Source organism: Affinibrenneria salicis, assembly GCF_008710095.1.
This window is the reverse complement of record NZ_VYKJ01000002.1, coordinates 19,317-40,320: the sequence shown is the minus strand read 5'-3', so window position 1 is coordinate 40,320 and position 21,004 is coordinate 19,317. Positions and strand designations below refer to the sequence as shown.

Sequence of the window (21,004 nt, the reverse complement as noted above, 5' to 3'; positions counted from 1 at the left end):
GCCGTTGCGCGCTTGTCGTCATACGCCGGTCCGATGGCCGGCTTCCTGCTGGATGACAACCATCGCACAAGGTTCCATTAAGGTGATTACTGCATGAAGAAAACATGGTTAGCCGCCGCCGCTCTCTCGATATCGCTGGCTTTAACCGGCTGCAGCCCGCTGACCCAGTACAACCTGGATGAGCAGGATGTGAATCAATATCTGCAAAAGCACAATGACTATCAAAAACAGCTCGGCGTGCCGGGCGTGCTGGACGCGCACATCGTGCTGACCGATTTAACCAGTCAGATCGGTCGCGCCGAACCGGGCAAGGTAACGCTGTCGGGCAATGCCAAAGTGGATATCAGTTCGTTGCTGGGGGCGCAAAGCGCCGATATGAAGCTGACATTAAAAGCGCAGCCGGTGTTTGATAAAACGCAGGGCGCGATTTATCTCAGAGATCTGGAACTGGTCGATTACAGCATTCAGCCAGAGAAGATGCAGACGGTGATGCAGGGCCTGACGCCTTATCTGAACCAATCGCTGAAAAGCTATTTCAATCAGAAACCCGCCTATATTCTTAATGCGGATCACAGCAAAACCGAAGCGCTGGCGAAAAAGCTGGCCAAAGGTATTGAGGTCAAACCCGGCAAACTGGTCATTCTGTTTACCGACTAACCCGACCGGCGCATTCGCGCCGGCCGTCCCAACATGGCGCCAACAGTTCATCCCGAAAATCATTCGGCTCGCGCGACTAACCGGTTGTGTCGAATACCCGGTTAGCCCTGTATGGGCGAGGCGCGTTTAGGTGAACGACAAATCCGCCGGCCGCAGAGATAAATCTCGCGGTCGGCGGCGCCTCAGGGAAAAGGTTCAGAATTGGATCGAATAAGTGAGCGTCGCCGGCAGCCAGCGTATCGGCCGCCTGACGTATAGCGGTATCGTCGTTATTCGGCCCCACTCTCCGACTCAGCCAGATCTTCACGCATCGCTTCCAGCGCTTCACGGCTCAGCGCCGCCAGCGTACGGTAAAACGCGCTCTTAGCGTGGCTCTCCACCTGACCTAAAAAGCGATCGCTCCAGGGCAGAATAAAATCGTCGAATAAGGCGATCTGCGCGGCCGTTTCATCCGGCTGCGCCTGATCTTCCAGCCATGAGGCCGCCAGTAGCAGACCGCCGAAATGATCGGCCGGCGTTGCCGGCAACGGCATTCCACGCAGTTGCAAAAAGGTCCGTACGTCAGCTTCCTGATAGTCTTTGTCGTAGTCGGAACGCCAGGGCGAAACGCCGCACTCCGCGCCGATGAACAGCGCCTTGTAGTCCTGTTCCAGCTCAGCCGGTCGATAGTTTTTCTGCAGTTGCTCCAGCAGCGCATCCTGCGCCAGCGGCCAGTTTTTCTGCAAAGCGCCCTGCTGCAGAGCAGTAAAAAGCGGCGCCAGCAGCGCATCCTGCGGCGCGCGATAAAACAGCGAGCCCAGAATGCGGCACACAATGGAAAATTCGTTCATATGATTATCCGATAACGTGACATTGTCACAGCGAGGCTAATTCGGCGATGGCCGGTCTGCCACGCCGTTCAAGAAAGTCCAGTACCCGACGCGGAGTGGCGTTCAGTACGCGTTGCGCAGGAAAATCGACCTCCTGCAGGATACGTTCGCAGTGGGTAAAGATGCCCAGCGACCACGCAATATGGGAATCGGAGCCGAGCGCCAGCATGCCGCCAGCGTCGCGCACCGCTTCGGCAATCGCCCGGCAGTTCGGCTCGCTGCCCTTGCGCGAGTGTTCAAAAGAGGAGTTATTCAGCTCCAGCGCCACATTGTAATGGGCAGCGGCTTGCGCCACCGCCTGAATATCAACGGGAAATTTCGGGTTGCCGGGATGGCTGATAATATGCGCCTCGCCCTGCGCCATCGTCGCAATCATTGCCGCCGTATGCGTAGCGCGATCCTGCGGCGGGAAAACCGGCTCATGAAAACCGGCGATCACCAGATCGACGGCCTGCAGCATTGGTCCGGTGCAGTCAATATCGCCGGCAATATTTTTGATGTTCGCTTCAATACCGCGCAGAATGCCCACGCCGTCGACCATGCGCGGCCATATGCGCATATTCATAAAATGCCAGTGATGCGGCGCATCGGCCATATCCGGGCCGTGGTCGGTAATGGCGAAGAGCTGGATCCCCTTCTGTCGGGCTTCGGCAATATAGTCATGCAGGGTGCTGTAGGCGTGTGTGCTGGCAACGGTATGCATATGTAAATCGACCGGATACATATTTTTTCCTCCACCTGAATTTTGTTATCAGCATACCAGTTATGGCCCAGCCACGCAGCCGGGATGGTTTCTGTAACCTCAATTTAACAAAAAAACGCGCTCACCCGCCGGCGAGCGGCGATATTTCAGACGCAGCACGATGACAAACGACGGCGAAATAGCCAGATTGCTGCAACTTTGGCTAACCGCATCTTTTTTATGAAAAAACAGGTTGACGCTGGCGACCATCTTGCCTACATTAGCGTCCGTCGTCAGCGCCCGCGCTGCTCCGGCAATTAATACGGTGAGGTGTCCGAGAGGCTGAAGGAGCACGCCTGGAAAGTGTGTATACGTGAAAACGTATCGAGGGTTCGAATCCCTCCCTCACCGCCATATTTGATACAGAATCAATTAGTTACGATACATTATTGATTTTGTCCTGCATAAAATGCCGCATAAGGAAGCCCATGTAAATGGGCTTTTTTTATATTCTAATCTCTCTTTTGTTGTTGTTTTTCTTGCTGAAAAGCTTTATTTTTACACCTTGCTGTCTTTATTAAGATTGCTGTATATTGTGGGATGTCCTCCCTCCCTACAAATACGCTAGCTCCAAAAAAGTTTGAATAATCCCCGGTGAACGAATAAAAGCAGGAAAAGAACAAACAATCCTTTGTATGATGCTGCTTGTGCCTTGTTAAAAGGTTTACCTTGCTTTAAAGACAATAAGTATCTATTCCCTTCTACTCATGGTGGAAAATTTTCTGACACCAGCTTTGCTGGCAGTGTTAAAGTTAGCGTGACTCGGAGATCTGACCCAACAGGGTTCAGATCAACGTTCTGTGATTGTGCTTGCGAAATGCTCACATGAAGTTATGAGGCATTAGCACACCAGTTAGCGGATAAAGCCGAAGCGACATATCAATGCGAAATACTATGGCCCAAGCATGTTGCCCGGATGAATGATTGGTCTGACTATTGTTATTCATATATTCCCGATATGTCCAAAGTGGATACTGCGAATGGTATTTTTTTGCAAACCTAGCGTTTTATAAGATAATATCGGGGGTAAGCTTGTTTATTTACAAAGAGAAGACCTGAGCATAAAACGCACAAGAAAAGCTCAATTTTAACTCTTGTAGAATAATGGAAATATCCTTTGACAGCAGACAGCATGATTACATTAATCGGTACGGTAGTTACTTTGGTCGGTGCTGGTATCACTATTTGGCAGTCCAGAGAAGCCCGTAACTATAAAAACCAGTTAAAATTTGATGTTAGGAAGATTAGCTTAACAAACGTGTCTGAACGTTTGAAGCGAGCACAAGACGAAATAAGACGCCTTCCTACATCCCCTCAAGGTGCTCAGAGGGGAACAAAAACCAGTGATCTGATTCACAAGACAAAAGAGTATTTCGATGTTGCTTTAGGAACGCTTGATGCAAAAGGACCTGATGCTGACATTCGTCAACTTATCGTCGATGCACAAAAAAATCTAAACTCTTACGAAACAGACTGGCATTCCTGCAATCCAAATCCGCAAGATGTTCATGATCTGCAGGCAAAGATTCAAGATGCAATATCTGCTATGAATTCAACAATTTACAAGATAGAGGGTAAAGCATGAACTTAGACGAAATTTCAAAAGAAATCGAAAAGCTTAAATACCATATAAAAATCCTTGGGGAATCTATCGATTACCACAACCATCCTGTTGAGTCATTAATCCTTTCTATGGATTGGGATGAAAAAGATATTAATCGCGCCCATGATATCTTTGAAAAATACGATAATAAGCTAGAAAAGAAAGATAAAATTGAATGGTCTGATTTTGAAAATGAATTAAAAGATGAATTTGGCATTGGTTATCAGACAGTAAAACAAATTACTCTTGCATTTTATAATAATCATCAATGGACTGATGTTTGTTATGGATATGCAATGAGCTTTGAACCTTATACGCCTATAGAGTTTCACCAAATAACTAGAAAAAACAAATAAACTCCTCACTCCTTAGTTCATTTATTAACTAAGGAGTGAATAATATTTTTCAATATGAAACAATAAATACGCTAAGGTGAAAAGTTTTTTAAATTATATAACCTTCTGTACTATTCTCCTCGAACTGAAAATTCTGGAGCATTAAAATCTATAGCCATCAGTAGTCTTGTTTTATATTTTTTCTTTAAATATCTCAATCTTGGATCATCATAAGCCACAAGACTTGGACAGTTTATTTTCTGGATATACTCATCAAGGATATATGCTTTGCCAGATTTTTCCTCTTCAAAGGGATCACGAATGGCATTTTTAAAGGGGGAAAGAAAATCAGACTCTTTTAACTTATCATAATTATTTGACAATGGATTAATTATCACAAATGAACTAAAAATCTCATTATCAATATCAGCTATAATAGCAGCATCGATTTCATTTTTTCTTTTATTAAATTCCGAATCCCGATAAAAATAACATTTCTTAAGGTGATTACCTCCTCCAATTTCCATTATATTAGTAGTCCCACATAGTGTATCAAAAATTTTATCTCTTTTAGCTGAAACATTCATTCCTGTTGCAATAAACAGTAGTATTTTAAAATTATGTGGTTTATCAATGGCTGATGACGAGAGCTGTTTTGATGCATCACTAATTACATTAGCTATAGAACGATCTCGCCCAAGCGTTGCTAAATCCACATATACCTCTCCCCTTGATAACACACTGTCTCTTTCATTTTCCTTATTTTTATCATCAAATTTCATTTTGGCCTCAACTAACGCTGAAGAACCATTTAATTTAATAATAAAATCTGCTTCTTTCTTATCAGATGTAGGAATTATATTAACGTCGTAGCCGAAATGTTTCAGTAAAAAATACGCTACACGATCAGATTCATTTTTAAACTCAGGTAATGTATCAGTCATAAGTATTTCCCTATAAAATAATTAGTTATATTGCACTCTAAAAGATACTTCTCTTTGGTTTACGTACCAATTTTCCATAAGATTTTGCTGCGACTTAAACTCGTTTTGAAAACTCAATCCAAGATTTTAGAACAGAACAATCCAACTGTTCTCGCAGTTCTGGGCCATACGGGTTTTAAGGGTCGGAGACCTGCCCGGCGTGGATTGTCTCTCGTTTAGCAATTGACTAGCACCAATCCTAGCCTTAAATTGCAGCCAATCAGGTAGCTGCCTTAACAAGATCCCCTGAACACCAGTCACCCCTGAAAGGTACAGCAATACCAGACAGGGGCTAACCACAACGTTATGGAGCTAACGCTATGGCTGTCTGTCAGTTTACCTATTCACTTCCTGAAAATCTGCATCTGGATGTGGCTTTTTTTGCTACATCTCAATATCCAGCAGCGGGGGCTTATCATGTTCAATAACACGCCGCTAGAACTGGAAGAAATCATCGATCAGTGTCGGGCATTAATTTACGCTGTTGTTGAGATTGAAAATCCCCAAGCCAAAGAGATCCTGTCTTTTGTGTTGTGGGAAAGGCTCAACGTTCTATACCAGATTTCTCAGACAGAAAAAATATCGTCATAAAAACCAAAAGGGCTACAAAGCCCTTTTCATTCTCACCAATATTTTTAATTATATTTTCTTATTTAAAACGAAAGAGAAAATAAGAACCAAGTTATCATCAGAGAACCAAAGCCCGTTAAGGCTCTTATGTTGAAACTATTTACATCCGTTCCGAACATCCAAAATATGGTTTTACTCAAAAACAGCATCCCAACAAATAAAACAAGAAATCTTAATGCTAACAAAACAGGAAAATACTTTTTATTTTTCATTACACCCTCCACAAATAAAATACCTTAAAAGGATATATAATTAATTTTTTCCATAATCAAATTTAAAACAAATTAATATAATGAAAAGTATCGACACATTATGTCGAAACTATAAAAAGCAGAAGTGAGTTAATTTCTGAATGGTTTTTATAATAAGATGAAACGCAAAAAGGGCCGTTAAGCCCTTTTACTGCCTCATTGAGGCACTATCCATAGGATAGAATACTTAGCCCCACATTTGGGGCAACGATATCAGCCCATTGAGCTGTAAACAAACTCTCCATATATGGAGCAATCAGACACTTCATGAAGTGAATATCTTTAAAAACATATATTAAACAATATATTATTTTTGTTTTCCAAATATACTTATCATTTTATTAAACTGGTTAACAACATTATTTATTCTTAAACATTTCACCAATAATCACCCATTTTAGTGATGGTTCGATTGCTATTAGTATTACAAGACAAATAAGAGGCGCTAAAAGATACTGAATACAACACGCCATCAGTAGCCAATTCATAACGCCTATATGTTCTATCATTCAAATATCCAATCAGAAGAGTCCTTGTTTTTACATTTGGAATTATACATGCATAAGCGTTATTGTTTACTTCTGATTTCAAAGACGACAATTTATTATTCATCCAATAACTAATCAAAGTGCTTGATGCTTTTTCTATTGTTAATCCTACAGGAACATTAAAAGCGTTATAAATGGTAAAGTTCAGATACGAATAATCGGAGGTATACGCGCACTTGTCATAATAACTATTAGAAACTTTAGAACACTCAATCTCGTATGAATATATGGATGTATTTTTAGCCGTCTGCGCAACCATATTTGATATTTTTTCATGATAGTGCAAGTAAGGAGTCCCAGAATCTAAGAATGGTGTGAGATTAACGTAATTATTCCCCGGCAGAACTGTTAAATCCCCATCAGCTAATTTCATTACGATTGATATTTGATAGCCATCGAGTCCCCCATCACTCCAAAGGAAGTAGCTGTCTTTTGATAATGCTTCATCTATCTCCTTCTCAACGGCACCTGTAGTCGTATCATCCTCAACAGGCTCTACCGGAATACTTGGCTCTGGTGTTGTTTCTACTGGCGTCTCAGGTGTTGGCTCAACAGGAACCGGATTATTAACCACCACCACAGGATCGCTCTTTAACCATTCATCAGGGAAAGAGACGTTATCAACAATCGGGGTTTCAGGTGTGGATGGGGTTTCCGGTACGATTTCCGGCGCTTCTGGTTGATTACTACCCTCATTCGTTTCAGGCGCTGGCGCTTGCGCTGCAGGCAGCGTATCAACAGGTATCTCCTGTTTGGTAAACGAACCAAGGTTTATCGGCAACGCATTCATATTTTTCAGGATCTGCATGGAGATCTTGTTTCTATCCTGATTGGAGCCATCAGATCTTAAACTAATAAGATAGGAATCCGATGCCTTGAATATCGTTTCAATCTGTTGGGCATTTTCTCTTATTGCTCTGTCTTTCTTCTCGCTGCGATAATAACTCAACACCGCATAGGCCACACCGGACACGATAGCCAGTGTTAATACCATTTCTAATATTGAGCATCCTTTTTTATTTCTCATATAATGTGTCCTTATTTAACTGATAACTGATGGTTCTCTCTGGTCTGCATAGTTTTTCTGTAGATTTCATAGCTACTGTTAACAATGTTTTCTTTGGCAGACGAACCACTTACTGAATTCACAATGTCGCCATTTTCGTTATATAACGCATACGTTTTTGGATAGATAAAATGATTCACTACTATGGTATTATTTTTCCCTGATTGACATAACGCAGCGGCCTTATCAACAACAACATAATTTCGGTTCCATGTTGTTCCTGATGCAGGCGGAGTCAATGGCACATATTGACTGTTTACCTGCACTTCAAAATATTTACCAGCTAACTCAGGAGTAAGCTTTGCACATGCATCATCAGAGACATGTGTCATTGTTAGCTTTAATACATTAGCGCCTACGTATTCGTTGTTATATTCAAGCGTATACAGGCTACCCACAGGTGATTTAAATATCATATCTTCAGAGATAGCAAAACCACTGTAAGACAAACATATAAATAACAACAACTCTTTTGCATGTTCTATTTCTTTCATTTCTCCATCACTCCAAAATTTTATTTTATACATATTATTGATGAATATTTATAATTCTGACTAGAAGGATCCCACGCACCAGAAAGTCTTGGTGTATATCCAGATGGACAGGAACACACATTGTTGTTTTTAGGATTCCCTACTCTACAATAAGATGAATGATAGGTATTAGACGCATTACCATCAAAGAAACTGACAATAAAATGTCCACCAAATTCACCACCACCTTCAGCGGTAGACCATAATCCATTAACACAAGATAAGGCTTTCCCCGTTGAATCTTTACTGATTATTCCATTAGGCGAACAAGCTGCCCCGGCAACCACCGTTGATGTTGGCTGTAAATACTGACCCGCTACTGTGCCACCGGATGTAATATTTCCTGATGATGTAATTGAACCGGTAGCCGAACCACTGGCTACGATTTTCAAATCTCCAAGGTTTCGTTGCGAGCCAGAGACAAGTAATCTTTCTTCTGTCGCTTCACCACCATTACGCCAAATAGTAAGTGGCTTGGCCGCATCCAGACGAAATTCATAGGCGTTAGTATTTCCACTACCAATAGAAAATTTATCTCCGGCTGTGTTATGTCCAACGATCTGACCGCCTGCGGTTATCGTTCCTGTGGCATTGATGTTGTTGTTAACCGTCATTACTCCCGTATAGGTAGAAGCCCCGGCAACGGTTAATGTTGAGCCTAAAGATGCCGGACCTTTAAGACTGGATGCGCCTGCGACCGTTAACGTGGTTCCAACACTGGTCGCGCCTGTTGATTTTAATGTTGTGGCCGTCGTGGTTCCCGATGCCGTAATGTCTCCAACATTATTGATGTCATTCCCATCCATATTGAGATCGCCTGTCATTGGCAATGTTCCATCACGACGCAGGTAAACCGAATACATGGCGCTGTCATAACCAACACGGTAAGCCAACAGCCCCGCCGCATTGATCCCCGCATAGCTATTTTGGTTCTCTGTCCACTGACCACCCGATCCTGATGCAACAGTTGCAGATTGCGTCATACCGCTGTCAATCCCTGCGGCCTGCATGGCACGGCCTAACAGGTCGTAGCGAACTCTGCTTCCCTCAATCCACGGCAATGTTGTTGTGATTAGGCCATTAACAACATAGTTGGGTGAGGTGCCTGAACGCTTTAACAAAATCTTGTAAGAAGACTTCTGCGTGTTAACGCCTTTATTGCCAGCAGGTAATAAGCCTTCATTAATCAATGTCTGGTAAGTGATTTCACAGATAGAACCAGAACAGGTTCTTGGTCCCGGATCACTGGTTTGACTGCTACTGGAAGACAGGGTTGAAAGTTTGTCATAACGGATACTGATATAACGGTTTACCGCTTCCCCCATCTGTTTCATTTGCGATCCAACGGCATTGGCAATGATTGTTTCCTGATCGTTTTTCATATCCTGAAACTTCATGAAAGCCGTTGCCGCACCAATACCTAACACCAGAATAATTTCCAGTAAAGAAAACCCTTTTTTATGTTTAATCATTTTTTCATCGTCCTTTTTTATTTCACGTACTATTTAATTAGCAAAAATAAAAAAGTGGTCAAGATATCTATAAGGGATTAATTGATAAAAGGGCGAATGCCCTTTTATTTATAATGATGTGAAGGTAATAGTATTGCTGTTTCCACCAGACTGACATGTTGACGCCACCGTCGCCATATTCATATCGCTGCTGGCCTTTCTAATATTTCCAGTTGTTAATGCTGTGCTGCCCGTTCCAATCGCTACGCTGTAAAAGTTAGCGCCAACACCGGACACTATTTTGGTGCATTCGGATGCGGGAACGCCAATATAGGTAATGGTAAATGCCGAGTTAGCCACGCCGGAAGGACTATCGGTTGATGTGCCTAACAAGACGTTGCCTTTAAAGGCATTAACTGGCTTACTGCTGACTAACATATTGTCAGGAAAAATCTTTGCCTGAACCGCGACTGTTTCATTTAGCCCGGAATAACTGGATACTGCCGTATAAAGTGCTTTTACCCCAGCCTGAATTGTCGCTATATTATTACTTTCCGCTGTGGCTCTTTGCGAGGACTGAACCTTTGGATAAACAATAAATGCCGCAACCACTAACGCTGCGATAATCCCAAGAACTAAAAGTAGTTCAAGCAGGGAAAACCCTTTTTTACTTTTTCTTTTCTTCAACAAGATCATTTTTATCTCCTTTGTCATTTAAATGATAAAAAATAGATAATCAATTAATTTTGATTGAACAAGAGCAAAAAACGGATACTTAGCTTTTTTACCGATGAACGGTTAACGACGAGGTATATGGAAAAAGCAAAGGATGATACCTTTGCCTTTTATGGAGATTAAAAAACTAAAAAAATGTTTATTACATAAATATAAATATCACTATTTATCATGAAGTCAATTAAAACTGATGATTTTATAAAAATTTTTAACTGATAATCTCTTTCTTACCATCAGGATATTCTCTGACAATTTTCCCTTCAGCAATATAATGAATAGCCACACCAGCCAGAAAAGCCTCTTTAATCGCTTTTCTGGATGCTTTTCGTGCCAAACGCGTTAAAATAGCCGTGTCTTCAAGGGGATTGCGAGTTGATTTTTTCTTCTTCATTATTTCCTCCTTAGTCCTATTGATATATAATTCTCCGTTGCCAATTGTCAAATTTTGACATACCACCTAACCATGACTTATTTCTCCATCAGGATGACGCCCAATGAGTGAAGCCCTCAAAGTATTAAATAATATTCGTACCCTGCGTGCTCAGGCGCGTGAAATCGATCTGGAAACACTGGAAGAAATGCTGGAAAAGCTTACGGCTATTGTTGAAGATCGCCGTGAAGAAGAAGCAAGTGGTCAAAAAGAACGGGCTGAACGTCAGGCCAAAATCGAAGCTTTACGCGCCCAGCTACTGGAAGATGGCATTGACCCTGCTGAACTGCTTGGTTCTGTTTCTACCAGTAAATCAGCAAAAGCTAAACGTGCTCCCCGTCCAGCTAAATATAAATACGTTGATGAAAATGGTAACGAAAAGTTATGGACGGGTCAGGGACGGACGCCTAAAGCTGTTGCTACCGCGCTTGAAAACGGTAAGAAGCTGGAAGATTTCGCTATTTAAACTCGACATGTTCTGACAGACTTACTACTGAATAAAAACCGCCAGTAATCACACTGGCGGAAATAAATTAATAATAGGTTTCTTTAGTCAAAATAACTTCATTTTTATTTTTGCTTACCCACAACCAAAACGTAGTGTTAGTTTCCATGTCTTTCCAATGGTCACCATATGTTTCATCTTTACCCATATATTTATATCCCAAAGATTCAACATATTTTTTTAATGGCGTATCATCTTTTACATTTTTAAAGATAATACTACTCATTAATGGCACCATTCCATCTTGAGCGCGGAATTTAAAACTATAGTCCGCACTAATTCGTGGAGCATTCTGGATTTCATCATCAGTAAAATAATGATAACTAAAAAAATCACTTTGTTTATACTCAGGGCGAGCATCAATAGTTTTTCCCATCCCCCACATTATAGCAAGGATTAATAGTATAAAAACCGCAATAAAAATAATAAGCCCACGTATTAATTTCATCATCAGACCTTCACATGCTTCGGAGCAAAAAAACTGAGACTCATACCATTTTTATTAACCGGATAAGCAATACTTGACTGAACATCAGTAAAAGGAATTATGCGTTGCATCCATACAGGCAACTTACCAAAGTATGGTTGATGCTTTATACCGGATATTTGAGGATCAGGAAAAAGCAGCGGCAAAAATGATTTGTTTTTATGCTGCCCTAACGATCCATAATAGTCCCAACGACGAAAAGCAGCTTCCTGAGAAACAGTCTTGAGATTCAAAAGATAGTTTTTAGATGAAATCGCATAATAAAAACCCAGAAGGTTAGAGATCAAATCTTCCGCACTATAACCACTATCAGTGAACCAACTAAAATGAGTTTGCCAATATTCAAAATTATAAGATGTGTGCATCATCATTGCCAAAGCAATACTTTCAATCTCAGAATTTGTTCTGCCTCGTTTTATCTCCCATTCAACAAATCGCCCCGTACCAATTGAACGATGACCAATAAACATCATTTGGTTATATCTGATCCGGTACGTATCTTTGCTACCTGACTCTCCGGTTCGAAATTTTTGAAGTAAATCAACGATATCAGCTCCCCGTGCATGACCAAGGTCTATCCATCCCAACTCTTCGGTATAGATAAGTCCAGATGATTGTGAAGATAGCTTGGCATTGAAAGGATCTTCAAGAATATCACTACGCTTACTCATACGACTCCCTGTCAACCTATTTAGTCTGCGTTTATACTATCGTCTTAGCCGTCAAATGTCTTGTTAGAAACACACGAATAAAGCCAAGATTATTCCTAATAAGGCTAGTCAACTAATTAGCATGATAATGATTTTATCTTTAGTATTTATCAACAGTTCACCGGTCTAAAAACAAGTTTTAAACCGGTTCACCGTTCGGACGTGAAAAGAGAAAATTTACTGCTTGGATTTATTTAAAATACTTTCGATATAAGTTTGTCCTTGTGCTCTGTATGCCTCAACATCACTCTCATGAAGATTGGATATGTTAAGTAAAACACCAAAGACTAACTCTTTATCTACATAACCAATATCACATCCTAAGACTTTTGCAACCTCTGCGCCGAAAATAATTTTCTGGCGGGTATTTTCTTTTTTAGTTTGTTGTTTCTTTTTAGCTTCCAAGAAATATAAACGTTCCTGTGCTGAAGCAATTTGTTGTTTGATTGTTTTTGTTGTCATAACTTTTCTCCTTTATATTTTTATGGTTTTATTTATCATCAGCATCCCAATCCCAAAATGAATCTGAATTGTTGTTTTTAACTATCGGCTTTTTAGGTTTGTATGGAATGTTTGCGTATTCGTACCCGGAATTTATTCTTTTCTTTATGGACTTAATACGAAAACGGAAATAATCCTTTTCCTGTTTGAGTCTAACCTCCTCTCTCTTTCTGTTAATGATATCTGTTGCATGGGAATAAGCCTGTTCAATATTGGTGTAGATACCATCCTCAATTAATCGTCTTGCTACCCAATCAATGGCCTCATCATGGTTTTTATGCATATCCTCTCCTTGTAATATTCAGTGCAATTCAATTAACATATTTTGAATAATTATCAACAGGATAGAGAATTATATTTTCATCTGATAATCCACATACTCAACAGCCCAATATTTATTCCCCAAGCCACAGCATTTATTGTCATTAAAATTAATGCTGTCTCATCCAACTCACCAAGCCTCATGTTGTTCTCCTTTTATTTCACGTCTATTATTGTTTACTTTACTTTTATTGAATTGGCAAATTGCAAAAACAGTATTCAGAGAGTATGATTTTGACGCTGAGCACTCTTCATTTAGAAAGGATATTCTATGACAACAAGCAAGCGTTATGAACCAGTCAAAAAAATCACCGTTAATGAGGAAGGAAGAATTCTCAAAGAAAGTTATGAGATCTTTGATCATGATGTAGGTCATTTTGTTCTTGGCGAAGATCATGATGAGTTTACTGAAGCTAAATCGAGAGCAAGCGCTCTTGAAAATGAGCACTTGGAAAATCTAAAATTGAAGTCTACACCTAAAAGACCAAGACCTTAGAAAGTATTCCCCTGATGATTCAGGGGAAACAATTACATACTTTCAATGACTTCACGAAAGTCTCTATAGCTAAACAGTTTCACTTTATCATTACCATATACTCTACAAATGAAATCCTGATGAAGTTCATGGAAAGTAGATAAATAGCAGTATTCTTTTAGCGCATCCAGTACATCAATATATCTTTTCGCATACTGATTAAAGTGGTCTGGATTCTCTGTTTCTGGATCGTGTTCAATCTCAACAAATCTACTCAATGTTATTTTAAATTCATTATCGTGAAGTGATTTCAATGCGGATGGTATGTTATCCAATTGATTACAATATAGAGAGTCAATAATGATATGCTTTTCTTTGAATCTATCCGTATACTTCATAAAAGTATCATGATATTTAAAAAATCCATAAGTCGCTAAAACATGACGACCTTCATTGTCCTTTCTGTCTACATCTATTCCATGTTCAATTAAGGCATTAATCACTTCTTCTGAACTGACATGAAATAGCGCAGTATGCCCAAGCTTATCCTGATGATTAATATCAACACCAAGGTCTATTAATTGTTCTATATCGTCTTGTGTTTTTGCATAGAACAGTAATGTTCGGTCGAGTAGATCTCTTATTTCATATGCTGATATATTATGTATCTTAAGAACATTCATTAATGATTTAAAAATATCATTGGTAAATGATAGCATGTTGTTATCTCCTTTTTATTTTATGTATTATATTCCTTTATTCTATAAAATTGTTTTTGTCAAAATCATCGTTTTGTGATTGTTGACAATACAGTTGTCAACCAAGATATAAGTTTCAGTAAGGTTTCCTGCGACTAACTGGTGGAATTGAAGACGCATTCGGTGTTGTTTCATTATTTTTTTAAATATTCTTTTTGCTTTGTTTCAATAATAGGAAAATTTCTAGCCTTGTCGATAGCAGGTAAAACATACCATTTTTTAAAACCTGTAACCCATCTCTCAAAAACTATATCGTACTATCTGGATACACTAAGTCTATTGAGTATGAGTTGAATTTAGGAACTTAATATTTTGCCACACTTCAATAAATTTAACTTTTATTACAGAATAAAGATCGGGATTATAGTGGATAGCTAAGGTTGCAACGAGATAAAAAACACTCCCCCAAAGCATATATGTAGCAAGAGAATCTATTTTCTCAAGCCGTTTTCTTGCTTTATTTACTTTATCCCTAAGATCAGCCTCTATCTCAATTGCATTTTCTCTGATTTCTTTACCTTCATCAAATCTTAGGTATTTTCTAAATGCATTCTCCAGCCTTTTTTCTAAAGATGTAAAAGAGTCTCTGTATATATCATTCGCAGTGACCGTTACTCTCTTTATCATCCATAAACCACCCAGAATAATTGCACCTTCCAACAAACCACCAACTTTCGCTAAAGCACCAACGGCAATTAACGCTCCCGGGATAGTTAACGCTTTATTCTGGCTTGATGATATATATTCATTTATCTTACTGGTGTATTCTAAACTTTTTTCATCCAATTCATTTAATATCTTATTTATAGAAAATCTTTTTGTATATATATCATAAAGCTCATCATATTTATTCAGAAGGTTCTTGGACTTTTTCATTAAAGAAAGAAAAATGTTATTACTATCTGAAAATGTATCTATAACCTCAGCCAATGCAGTACGCATCACCGATAATCTTTCTTTTTCATGCGCATCCTTAATATCAAGCCATCCCTTAAGTTTAAGGGCACTCTCAAAAAATAAAACAGGGTCATCTAATCCATCTAAGTCTGAGTAATTAATAAACATCGGCAACTCAATTTTCTTTCCCCCCTTATCGTTAGATATAAATATTATAATTTGGTTATTATCACAATGATCCGACAACGCAGACAATAGATCCTTCCATAGAAAAAAAGCCTTATAACAATAAATTCGTTCAGACAGAGGAGAATCGCATGAAGATACCTTATCCTCCATTACAAAAAAGAAATCAGGTAATTTTTTATAATTCCTGATTTGTTGCCAAAAACCGCTATGAGTTTGGTAAAATGAGATCTCTTTATTACCCCAAGCATCAGCAGCCCTATTAATATATAACTTTCTAGAATTATTGAAATTACTAATACAGCCATCTGTTTTGGTATAAGAACATAATGACAATTGCTCTCGGATAAAATCGTCCTCACCTAAGTCGCACCCAATCTCGGCAACAAGGTATCCGCCTTCATCACTAAGTGTTGATTTTTTAAAAATATCAACCAAATGTCTAAAGGCCACCTCCACAGACATTATTGTTCTCCTGTAAATTCATCAAGTTGTTCAAAATCTTCATCAGAGAGGGGGAGTATAAGCCATTTGTTCTTTCGGTCCAACATTACAGGCTTCCCAGAATCAATACTTCCAACAGCACCTCGCCTCACGCGACACACAAAATTCTTATTTTCATCAGACAAATCAAAAGAACTAGCCTTAAGAGTTGCATTTCTTGTCGGCTCAAAGACATTATCGATTTGATATTCATTATCATAAATAAAATCAGTAAACTTCCCTTTTGCCGGGTGAGCATCGGGAATGATTTTATCAAATATTTTTTCTATATCTTTAATAGTTACTGTTTTATTACCTGTTTTATTTTTAGCCTTGTTATCTAAAAACTCACGAACTGCCTCTTCAGCTTTATCTCTAATAGGATTACTTATATTATTTCTTTTGGTAAAATCGGCAATGGCTCTAAATAGCTCATCAACACTTCTACTATTAGAAACATCTTTTTTACAACCTAACGCATCCTTAAAGAAATTACTACGAGACTTGCCTTCAATAAATCTTACATATGGCTCCCCCTTATTATCAGGGTAAACAATCCCAAAGAGTGTTAAATCAAAAAGTGCGGCCTGAGAAAGAGCATCAGTATCAATCGGAGATAATTTTTTAGGCGTCAAAACAACTGAGTCAAAATCAAACCCACTCTTCTTATTAACCATTACAATTAAAAGCCGACCAAAATCATCATCATCTCCATTGGTTTTATAATGAACAAATACAACGTTATTATCTGTAACACCACCTAATCGGCCATCATCTACAACTTTTGATTTTATTCTCTCCATTATTGATTGAGCCACCTTCTTAAAAATCATGTTTTTAGCAATATATTTTTTGAGAAGAACTGGCATAGAATACGGTAGTTCATTCTTAGTTAAAAAATTATGAAATTTGTTTTTTCTTCTAAATTTTGCTTCTATCTTTATAATAAATTCGTTAGCAACATCATTGCTTAAATTCCATAACTTCCCAACTTTTACAACGTATTTATTATCTACCTTTTCAAGGTGAGCTGTCACAGCCGATATAGCAATTAATTCTGGCCCCTCAATTTTTTCTATTTGTACTTCCTGTTGACATTCTTCACAAATTTCAACTAATTTTTCATATTCAGCACCACAGCCAGTACATCTAAACATTATCGCCACCCCGTATAAACAAAATTTAAAATTCCTAAAACACGCATCAAGTGTCCAGATAGCCGCAATCCCAGCCAGATAGCCGCTACCCGGCTTTTGCAGACCATTCTCATAGTTGCTTTGCGCGTTTTTCTTCACACCCTTAAGTTGCTCAAAACCGTCTTGATCAAGACCCGAATACGTTCGTTCGTCAAACGAAAGCCAAATTCTTTCAATTGATATAATTACTATTGGTGATTATATCAATTGAAAGAATTATAGATTGTGTAATGCTAATAGCTATAATATACCATCATGAAAAAAAATGAGAACGTCTTACGCTCACAAGCACCTCGCGGGATAATGTTGGAAAAACCGGTGGCAATGTGCCTGATCACCGCTGAAATAGCGGAACTGGATGCGTTGGCACTGGTTCAGAACCGTTTGATGTTCGACATGGCAAGGATCATACTTCACATTTATTATACATTTTATTATTTCCACCTATGATTAAATCAACTTTCATATTATCTCTCACAGTCCTTATTTCAATGTGTGTGTAATATACTTTTTATTTTTTCAAACAGCAGTGCTTCGTGGTTGTCGGAAACAACCACATTACTGAAAGTAGGGCCTTCCCCTGTTGATGTTGGATTAATTCAATCATGGTTTTTAGTTAGATATTTTGCTAGTGCTCACTTACGTAAAACAGGTCAGACCATAAAAGATAATTGTGATAAAATGAAGAGGAAAGTGAAATTTAAAAACATAGTGTGCAAAATCACCCTGTGCTTAAAACCTCGATCTCTCCGCGTTACTTATTTTTGTTAATTAGTGCTTTTGTTTTCACCTGTTAAATTTTATTCTGATTTTCATGGTTAACCTGTGAATTGTGCAACAGGAAAAACTATCTAACGAGACTCTTATTTTCTTGTTTTAGGTCTTTCCCGCCTTGCGGCGGGATAAATTAACACTTTTCTTGTCCTTCGGACGCCATCTAAAACCCATCAGGGTAATATCGAGGAATACTTCGCCCTTTCATCCAGATAGCGCCGCTTAATTCGGCGTTTTGTTTTACAGTCATTAATATATTTCGTATTAATTAAGTAGAGGGTTTTACATTGTTAGAAAAAACAATGCCCACTTATACACTCACTTCGTGAGCGTGTGGGGTCTACCGACGGTTGCCTGCCGCAGGCTAAAAGAAAGGTCAACGTCAACACAAAAGTTTTTCTTACGAAAAAATAACGGCAGCATAGTTATCGTTGCGTTTATATTTTGGTTTTATTTTTATATTGAGGTTGTTCTATTTATGGCGATTTTTCATCTGGAGTTTAAAATTGTGAAACGCTCGGAGGGCATGTCTTCCTGTAGGAAGGCTGCTTATCATAACAGGTCAAGAATAACAGATGATCGCACAGGCAATACCTACGATTTCAGCCACCGAACAGATTTATTCCATCATCAGATATTAGCGCCAGCTTCCTCGCCTGCTCATATTATTGAAAGCTCAACAGCCTTGTGGAATGAAGTAGAAAGAGTTGAGCGTCAAAAAGATGGTCAAACAGCACGTTATTTTGATGTCGCTATTCCCTGTGAGCTTAACAATGAAGACAAGATAAAACTGGTTGTCGAATATTGTCAGAAAAATTTCGTTGATAAGGGAATGATTGCTGATATCGCTTTTCATGATCTCAATGGTGGAAATCCCCATGCACATGTAATGTTGACATTAAAACCGATCACCGCTGAAGGCTTTGGTAAAAAAGATAGAAGCTGGAACGACAAAAAAAACGTGGTTCTTTGGCGTGAATCATGGTCTACCCTCGCCAATGACTATCTTGAAGCATCAGGTGTGTCAGAACGTATCGATCATCGTTCTATTGAAGTCCAACACAGTGAAGCGTTGGAAAATGCTGCCATCACATTAGATATTGAAAAAAAAGCGCTATGGCTTGCCAAGGCAACAGCAACCAGCCGTCCACCCATGCAACGTGTTCATCGTGCCAAATGGAACAGCAAGAGCGCTCAGAAAAAACGTGCTGCTGAACAGACTGTACGTGATGAGATGAAACAGGAAGCTCAGGCCACATATAGTGTCTTTAAAGATCTGGACCAACAGATCGTTGTTGACCTCAGAAGTTTCACCGTATCCGAAATGTCTGAGCCTGTTGAAATCATCTTGCCTGAAATACAACCTCGAACAGAGTTCTCTGAAACAGGTTCGCAGTCAGCATCATCAACAGACCAAAAACCTGTTCTGGTTGCCCCTGTGCCTCATACACGCACTAAATTGAAAACCCCATCTCCTTCAACGGCCAGAGCGGTTAAACGCGCTCCTGTTAACAGTAAGAGAAAACAGGTTAAACCTCGTCAGAGTGGCGTGTTCAAGCGTTTCACCCTACTAGTGGTTGAATATATAAGGGAGAAATTCGTATGGGCCAAGAGGAAACCAGTCTCGGTTTCCACTGATGTTGAGCACGATAAGCGCATTGCTGAGAACTACGTGTTTGATGAGGTGCAGGGGATCTATGTGCCACGCGCTGAGCATGAAAGACGTGCCAGATTCAACAGCGATGAAAAACAACAACAAAAAGAAACAACGGGCAAAGCTCTATTAACAGAGTTCTATGACTGCAAGCCAACTAAGGAAAAAGTCACTCGTTTTCCAAGTCGTCCTAAGAGTGAACAATCTCTAGTTGACAGTAGTATGGATCTCACACCATCGATTCCATCAGAGCAGGTGAAGAATAATAATACTCCGAGCCTGAAACCATCGGGATAGAAAAATAAATAATTTTAAAACTAAGGTTATAGTGGTTACTGCCGATATAACTAATATGGTATTTATTTAGAGTATAAAAACATGTCTAAACAGAAAAAGCCAACTGGAGTTCATAGTTCTATTCTAGTTGATGTAAATGGTGTTCATCGTGAATTTGTAGATTTTCCGGATTCAAAGTCTGAGATTGAATTATTTATTGCTCAAGCTTTTTGCGAAGGGAAACCTAATCTTAACCCACAAATAAAAAGATATGGTAAATGTAATCTAAAACATCAACCAGAAAATAGTATTGACTTTCAGATTGAAACAGAAAAAAAAGGAACCAAATGGTTAGAACTGGCTGAATTTGCTCCATTAAATGAATTTGGAGGAAAGTATGAAAACACTCCTAATGAATGGAAAGTAGAGGATTTAACATCTTTATTCTTAGAACTTATATATAAAAAGAACAGTAAGCAATATGGTGATGGCGTTATACTTCTCATATACAATACACACGACTCGTTATTCATTCCACCACCAATAATTAGGCATGCTCGTAATATATTAATATCAATGAAACCATCTTTTGACGCAATATATTTTACATCTGTACATTCTTCGGTTGATGCTGCTGCATGGCAAGTATGGCCGAATGACATTCATGATGAAGGGCCTATAGCTTCTAAGGGATTTATTCATATTGGAATAACAGATATCGATAAAAATAAATAGCATTTAGAAAAAAAACAAAAGCCATAATGATAAATTTAGATAAAATTATAAGCGTAATCCCTTTGGATTGAGTAAATCTAAAGGGGAATATTCATATGTAATTCCATTATATGTTAGCCCAAATATCGAGAAATTTATACTTCCATCTAAACAATCAAAAACTATTTTCATGGAAACATGTATACGATTAATTAGATAGTTAATAACTTAATC

Annotated in this window: 23 protein-coding genes and 1 tRNA gene; 9 read left to right on the top strand and 15 right to left on the bottom strand. The window is 39.1% G+C overall.

The window, feature by feature from the left end; translation table 11 throughout:
• The first annotated feature begins 93 nt into the window (after positions 1 to 93).
• Positions 94 to 657 carry a lipoprotein gene (locus FJU30_RS05045; RefSeq protein WP_150433902.1) on the top strand — a complete coding sequence of 188 codons (564 nt, stop codon included), beginning with the start codon at positions 94 to 96 and terminating at the stop codon, positions 655 to 657.
• 269 nt (positions 658 to 926) lie between these two features.
• Here FJU30_RS05045 and FJU30_RS05040 read toward each other — a convergent pair whose 3' ends face one another.
• Both FJU30_RS05040 and FJU30_RS05035 read right to left on the bottom strand, forming a co-directional pair.
• A complete protein-coding gene (locus tag FJU30_RS05040) occupies positions 927 to 1,487 on the bottom strand; it encodes a TorD/DmsD family molecular chaperone (protein ID WP_150433901.1) in 561 nt (186 codons plus the stop codon).
• Positions 1,488 to 1,512: 25 nt separating this feature from the next.
• On the bottom strand, positions 1,513 to 2,250 hold the full coding sequence (locus tag FJU30_RS05035) for a phosphatase (protein WP_150433900.1): 738 nt from the start codon (positions 2,248 to 2,250) through the stop codon (positions 1,513 to 1,515).
• 282 nt (positions 2,251 to 2,532) lie between these two features.
• Here FJU30_RS05035 and FJU30_RS05030 point away from each other — a divergent pair.
• The 3 genes from FJU30_RS05030 (at position 2,533) to FJU30_RS05020 (ending at position 4,227) form a co-directional block, all read left to right on the top strand.
• Positions 2,533 to 2,622, top strand: a tRNA-Ser gene (locus tag FJU30_RS05030).
• Between the two features lie 778 nt (positions 2,623 to 3,400).
• The gene (locus tag FJU30_RS05025; RefSeq protein WP_150433899.1) at positions 3,401 to 3,853 is read left to right on the top strand and encodes a hypothetical protein; all 453 of its coding nucleotides are present in this window, start codon (positions 3,401 to 3,403) and stop codon (positions 3,851 to 3,853) included.
• Positions 3,850 to 4,227, top strand: a complete 378-nt coding sequence (locus tag FJU30_RS05020; protein ID WP_150433898.1) for a DUF1878 family protein — start codon at positions 3,850 to 3,852, stop codon at positions 4,225 to 4,227. Before FJU30_RS05025 ends, FJU30_RS05020 begins: the two co-directional genes overlap by 4 nt.
• Before the next feature lie 110 nt (positions 4,228 to 4,337).
• Here the strand turns inward: FJU30_RS05020 and FJU30_RS05015 are convergent, their stop codons facing one another.
• On the bottom strand, positions 4,338 to 5,150 hold the full coding sequence (locus FJU30_RS05015; protein WP_150433897.1) for a hypothetical protein: 813 nt from the start codon (positions 5,148 to 5,150) through the stop codon (positions 4,338 to 4,340).
• Positions 5,151 to 5,495: 345 nt separating this feature from the next.
• Between FJU30_RS05015 and FJU30_RS27025 the strand changes: the two genes are divergently transcribed.
• Complete coding sequence (locus FJU30_RS27025) at positions 5,496 to 5,780, top strand: hypothetical protein (RefSeq protein ID WP_150433896.1); 285 nt, start codon at positions 5,496 to 5,498, stop codon at positions 5,778 to 5,780.
• 668 nt (positions 5,781 to 6,448) lie between these two features.
• Here the strand turns inward: FJU30_RS27025 and FJU30_RS05005 are convergent.
• The 5 genes from FJU30_RS05005 to FJU30_RS04985 form a co-directional block, all read right to left on the bottom strand.
• Entirely contained in the window at positions 6,449 to 7,645 is a 1,197-nt protein-coding gene (locus FJU30_RS05005; RefSeq protein WP_150433895.1) for a hypothetical protein, read from the bottom strand.
• 11 nt (positions 7,646 to 7,656) lie between these two features.
• The gene (locus FJU30_RS05000; protein WP_150433894.1) at positions 7,657 to 8,178 is read right to left on the bottom strand and encodes a hypothetical protein; all 522 of its coding nucleotides are present in this window, start codon (positions 8,176 to 8,178) and stop codon (positions 7,657 to 7,659) included.
• A gap of 20 nt (positions 8,179 to 8,198) precedes the next feature.
• On the bottom strand, positions 8,199 to 9,689 hold the full coding sequence (locus FJU30_RS04995) for a shufflon system plasmid conjugative transfer pilus tip adhesin PilV (RefSeq protein ID WP_150433893.1): 1,491 nt from the start codon (positions 9,687 to 9,689) through the stop codon (positions 8,199 to 8,201).
• Between the two features lie 108 nt (positions 9,690 to 9,797).
• On the bottom strand, positions 9,798 to 10,364 hold the full coding sequence (locus FJU30_RS04990; protein WP_150433892.1) for a type 4 pilus major pilin: 567 nt from the start codon (positions 10,362 to 10,364) through the stop codon (positions 9,798 to 9,800).
• A 247-nt stretch (positions 10,365 to 10,611) separates the two neighbouring features.
• Positions 10,612 to 10,794: a hypothetical protein gene (locus FJU30_RS04985; protein WP_150433891.1), complete on the bottom strand. Its 183-nt coding sequence runs from the start codon at positions 10,792 to 10,794 to the stop codon at positions 10,612 to 10,614.
• A gap of 103 nt (positions 10,795 to 10,897) precedes the next feature.
• On the opposite strand from FJU30_RS04985, the gene FJU30_RS04980 reads away from it, so the two are divergent.
• Positions 10,898 to 11,299, top strand: a complete 402-nt coding sequence (locus tag FJU30_RS04980; protein ID WP_136154672.1) for an H-NS family histone-like protein — start codon at positions 10,898 to 10,900, stop codon at positions 11,297 to 11,299.
• Between the two features lie 67 nt (positions 11,300 to 11,366).
• On the opposite strand, the gene FJU30_RS04975 is transcribed toward FJU30_RS04980, so the two are convergent.
• The 4 genes from FJU30_RS04975 to FJU30_RS04960 all read right to left on the bottom strand — a co-directional run bounded on the left by FJU30_RS04975 (position 11,367) and on the right by FJU30_RS04960 (position 13,319).
• The gene (locus FJU30_RS04975; protein ID WP_136154671.1) at positions 11,367 to 11,789 is read right to left on the bottom strand and encodes a hypothetical protein; all 423 of its coding nucleotides are present in this window, start codon (positions 11,787 to 11,789) and stop codon (positions 11,367 to 11,369) included.
• Positions 11,789 to 12,496 carry a DUF4056 domain-containing protein gene (locus FJU30_RS04970; protein ID WP_150433890.1) on the bottom strand — a complete coding sequence of 236 codons (708 nt, stop codon included), beginning with the start codon at positions 12,494 to 12,496 and terminating at the stop codon, positions 11,789 to 11,791. Before FJU30_RS04970 ends, FJU30_RS04975 begins: the two co-directional genes overlap by 1 nt.
• A gap of 216 nt (positions 12,497 to 12,712) precedes the next feature.
• Positions 12,713 to 12,997, bottom strand: a complete 285-nt coding sequence (locus FJU30_RS04965) for a conjugal transfer protein TraD (protein ID WP_136154669.1) — start codon at positions 12,995 to 12,997, stop codon at positions 12,713 to 12,715.
• A gap of 28 nt (positions 12,998 to 13,025) precedes the next feature.
• Positions 13,026 to 13,319 carry a hypothetical protein gene (locus FJU30_RS04960; RefSeq protein ID WP_150433889.1) on the bottom strand — a complete coding sequence of 98 codons (294 nt, stop codon included), beginning with the start codon at positions 13,317 to 13,319 and terminating at the stop codon, positions 13,026 to 13,028.
• Between the two features lie 309 nt (positions 13,320 to 13,628).
• On the opposite strand from FJU30_RS04960, the gene FJU30_RS04955 reads away from it, so the two are divergent.
• On the top strand, positions 13,629 to 13,853 hold the full coding sequence (locus FJU30_RS04955) for a hypothetical protein (RefSeq protein ID WP_150433888.1): 225 nt from the start codon (positions 13,629 to 13,631) through the stop codon (positions 13,851 to 13,853).
• 32 nt (positions 13,854 to 13,885) lie between these two features.
• On the opposite strand, the gene FJU30_RS04950 is transcribed toward FJU30_RS04955, so the two are convergent.
• The 3 genes from FJU30_RS04950 to FJU30_RS04940 all read right to left on the bottom strand — a co-directional run bounded on the left by FJU30_RS04950 (position 13,886) and on the right by FJU30_RS04940 (position 17,451).
• Positions 13,886 to 14,551: an ankyrin repeat domain-containing protein gene (locus FJU30_RS04950; protein WP_150433887.1), complete on the bottom strand. Its 666-nt coding sequence runs from the start codon at positions 14,549 to 14,551 to the stop codon at positions 13,886 to 13,888.
• Between the two features lie 315 nt (positions 14,552 to 14,866).
• Positions 14,867 to 16,138 carry a hypothetical protein gene (locus FJU30_RS04945; RefSeq protein WP_150433886.1) on the bottom strand — a complete coding sequence of 424 codons (1,272 nt, stop codon included), beginning with the start codon at positions 16,136 to 16,138 and terminating at the stop codon, positions 14,867 to 14,869.
• Positions 16,138 to 17,451: a nucleoid-associated protein gene (locus tag FJU30_RS04940; RefSeq protein ID WP_150433885.1), complete on the bottom strand. Its 1,314-nt coding sequence runs from the start codon at positions 17,449 to 17,451 to the stop codon at positions 16,138 to 16,140. Before FJU30_RS04940 ends, FJU30_RS04945 begins: the two co-directional genes overlap by 1 nt.
• 1,153 nt (positions 17,452 to 18,604) lie before the next feature.
• Here FJU30_RS04940 and mobQ point away from each other — a divergent pair.
• Together mobQ and FJU30_RS04925 are read left to right on the top strand one after the other, a co-directional pair.
• Entirely contained in the window at positions 18,605 to 20,077 is a 1,473-nt protein-coding gene (mobQ, locus tag FJU30_RS04930) for a MobQ family relaxase (protein WP_150433883.1), read from the top strand.
• 81 nt (positions 20,078 to 20,158) lie between these two features.
• Entirely contained in the window at positions 20,159 to 20,791 is a 633-nt protein-coding gene (locus tag FJU30_RS04925; protein WP_150433882.1) for a hypothetical protein, read from the top strand.
• The last annotated feature ends 213 nt before the right edge of the window (positions 20,792 to 21,004 follow it).

Bases quoted from the DNA above. Each gene is read 5' to 3' on its own strand.
- FJU30_RS05045 (WP_150433902.1), top strand. From the start codon at position 94: ATGAAGAAAACATGGTTAGCCGCCGCCGCTCTCTCGATATCGCTGGCT.
- FJU30_RS05040 (WP_150433901.1), bottom strand. From the start codon at position 1,487: ATGAACGAATTTTCCATTGTGTGCCGCATTCTGGGCTCGCTGTTTTAT.
- FJU30_RS05035 (WP_150433900.1), bottom strand. From the start codon at position 2,250: ATGTATCCGGTCGATTTACATATGCATACCGTTGCCAGCACACACGCC.
- FJU30_RS05025 (WP_150433899.1), top strand. From the start codon at position 3,401: ATGATTACATTAATCGGTACGGTAGTTACTTTGGTCGGTGCTGGTATC.
- FJU30_RS05020 (WP_150433898.1), top strand. From the start codon at position 3,850: ATGAACTTAGACGAAATTTCAAAAGAAATCGAAAAGCTTAAATACCAT.
- FJU30_RS05015 (WP_150433897.1), bottom strand. From the start codon at position 5,150: ATGACTGATACATTACCTGAGTTTAAAAATGAATCTGATCGTGTAGCG.
- FJU30_RS27025 (WP_150433896.1), top strand. From the start codon at position 5,496: ATGGAGCTAACGCTATGGCTGTCTGTCAGTTTACCTATTCACTTCCTG.
- FJU30_RS05005 (WP_150433895.1), bottom strand. From the start codon at position 7,645: ATGAGAAATAAAAAAGGATGCTCAATATTAGAAATGGTATTAACACTG.
- FJU30_RS05000 (WP_150433894.1), bottom strand. From the start codon at position 8,178: ATGAAAGAAATAGAACATGCAAAAGAGTTGTTGTTATTTATATGTTTG.
- FJU30_RS04995 (WP_150433893.1), bottom strand. From the start codon at position 9,689: ATGATTAAACATAAAAAAGGGTTTTCTTTACTGGAAATTATTCTGGTG.
- FJU30_RS04990 (WP_150433892.1), bottom strand. From the start codon at position 10,364: ATGATCTTGTTGAAGAAAAGAAAAAGTAAAAAAGGGTTTTCCCTGCTT.
- FJU30_RS04985 (WP_150433891.1), bottom strand. From the start codon at position 10,794: ATGAAGAAGAAAAAATCAACTCGCAATCCCCTTGAAGACACGGCTATT.
- FJU30_RS04980 (WP_136154672.1), top strand. From the start codon at position 10,898: ATGAGTGAAGCCCTCAAAGTATTAAATAATATTCGTACCCTGCGTGCT.
- FJU30_RS04975 (WP_136154671.1), bottom strand. From the start codon at position 11,789: ATGATGAAATTAATACGTGGGCTTATTATTTTTATTGCGGTTTTTATA.
- FJU30_RS04970 (WP_150433890.1), bottom strand. From the start codon at position 12,496: ATGAGTAAGCGTAGTGATATTCTTGAAGATCCTTTCAATGCCAAGCTA.
- FJU30_RS04965 (WP_136154669.1), bottom strand. From the start codon at position 12,997: ATGACAACAAAAACAATCAAACAACAAATTGCTTCAGCACAGGAACGT.
- FJU30_RS04960 (WP_150433889.1), bottom strand. From the start codon at position 13,319: ATGCATAAAAACCATGATGAGGCCATTGATTGGGTAGCAAGACGATTA.
- FJU30_RS04955 (WP_150433888.1), top strand. From the start codon at position 13,629: ATGACAACAAGCAAGCGTTATGAACCAGTCAAAAAAATCACCGTTAAT.
- FJU30_RS04950 (WP_150433887.1), bottom strand. From the start codon at position 14,551: ATGCTATCATTTACCAATGATATTTTTAAATCATTAATGAATGTTCTT.
- FJU30_RS04945 (WP_150433886.1), bottom strand. From the start codon at position 16,138: ATGTCTGTGGAGGTGGCCTTTAGACATTTGGTTGATATTTTTAAAAAA.
- mobQ (WP_150433883.1), top strand. From the start codon at position 18,605: ATGGCGATTTTTCATCTGGAGTTTAAAATTGTGAAACGCTCGGAGGGC.
- FJU30_RS04925 (WP_150433882.1), top strand. From the start codon at position 20,159: ATGTCTAAACAGAAAAAGCCAACTGGAGTTCATAGTTCTATTCTAGTT.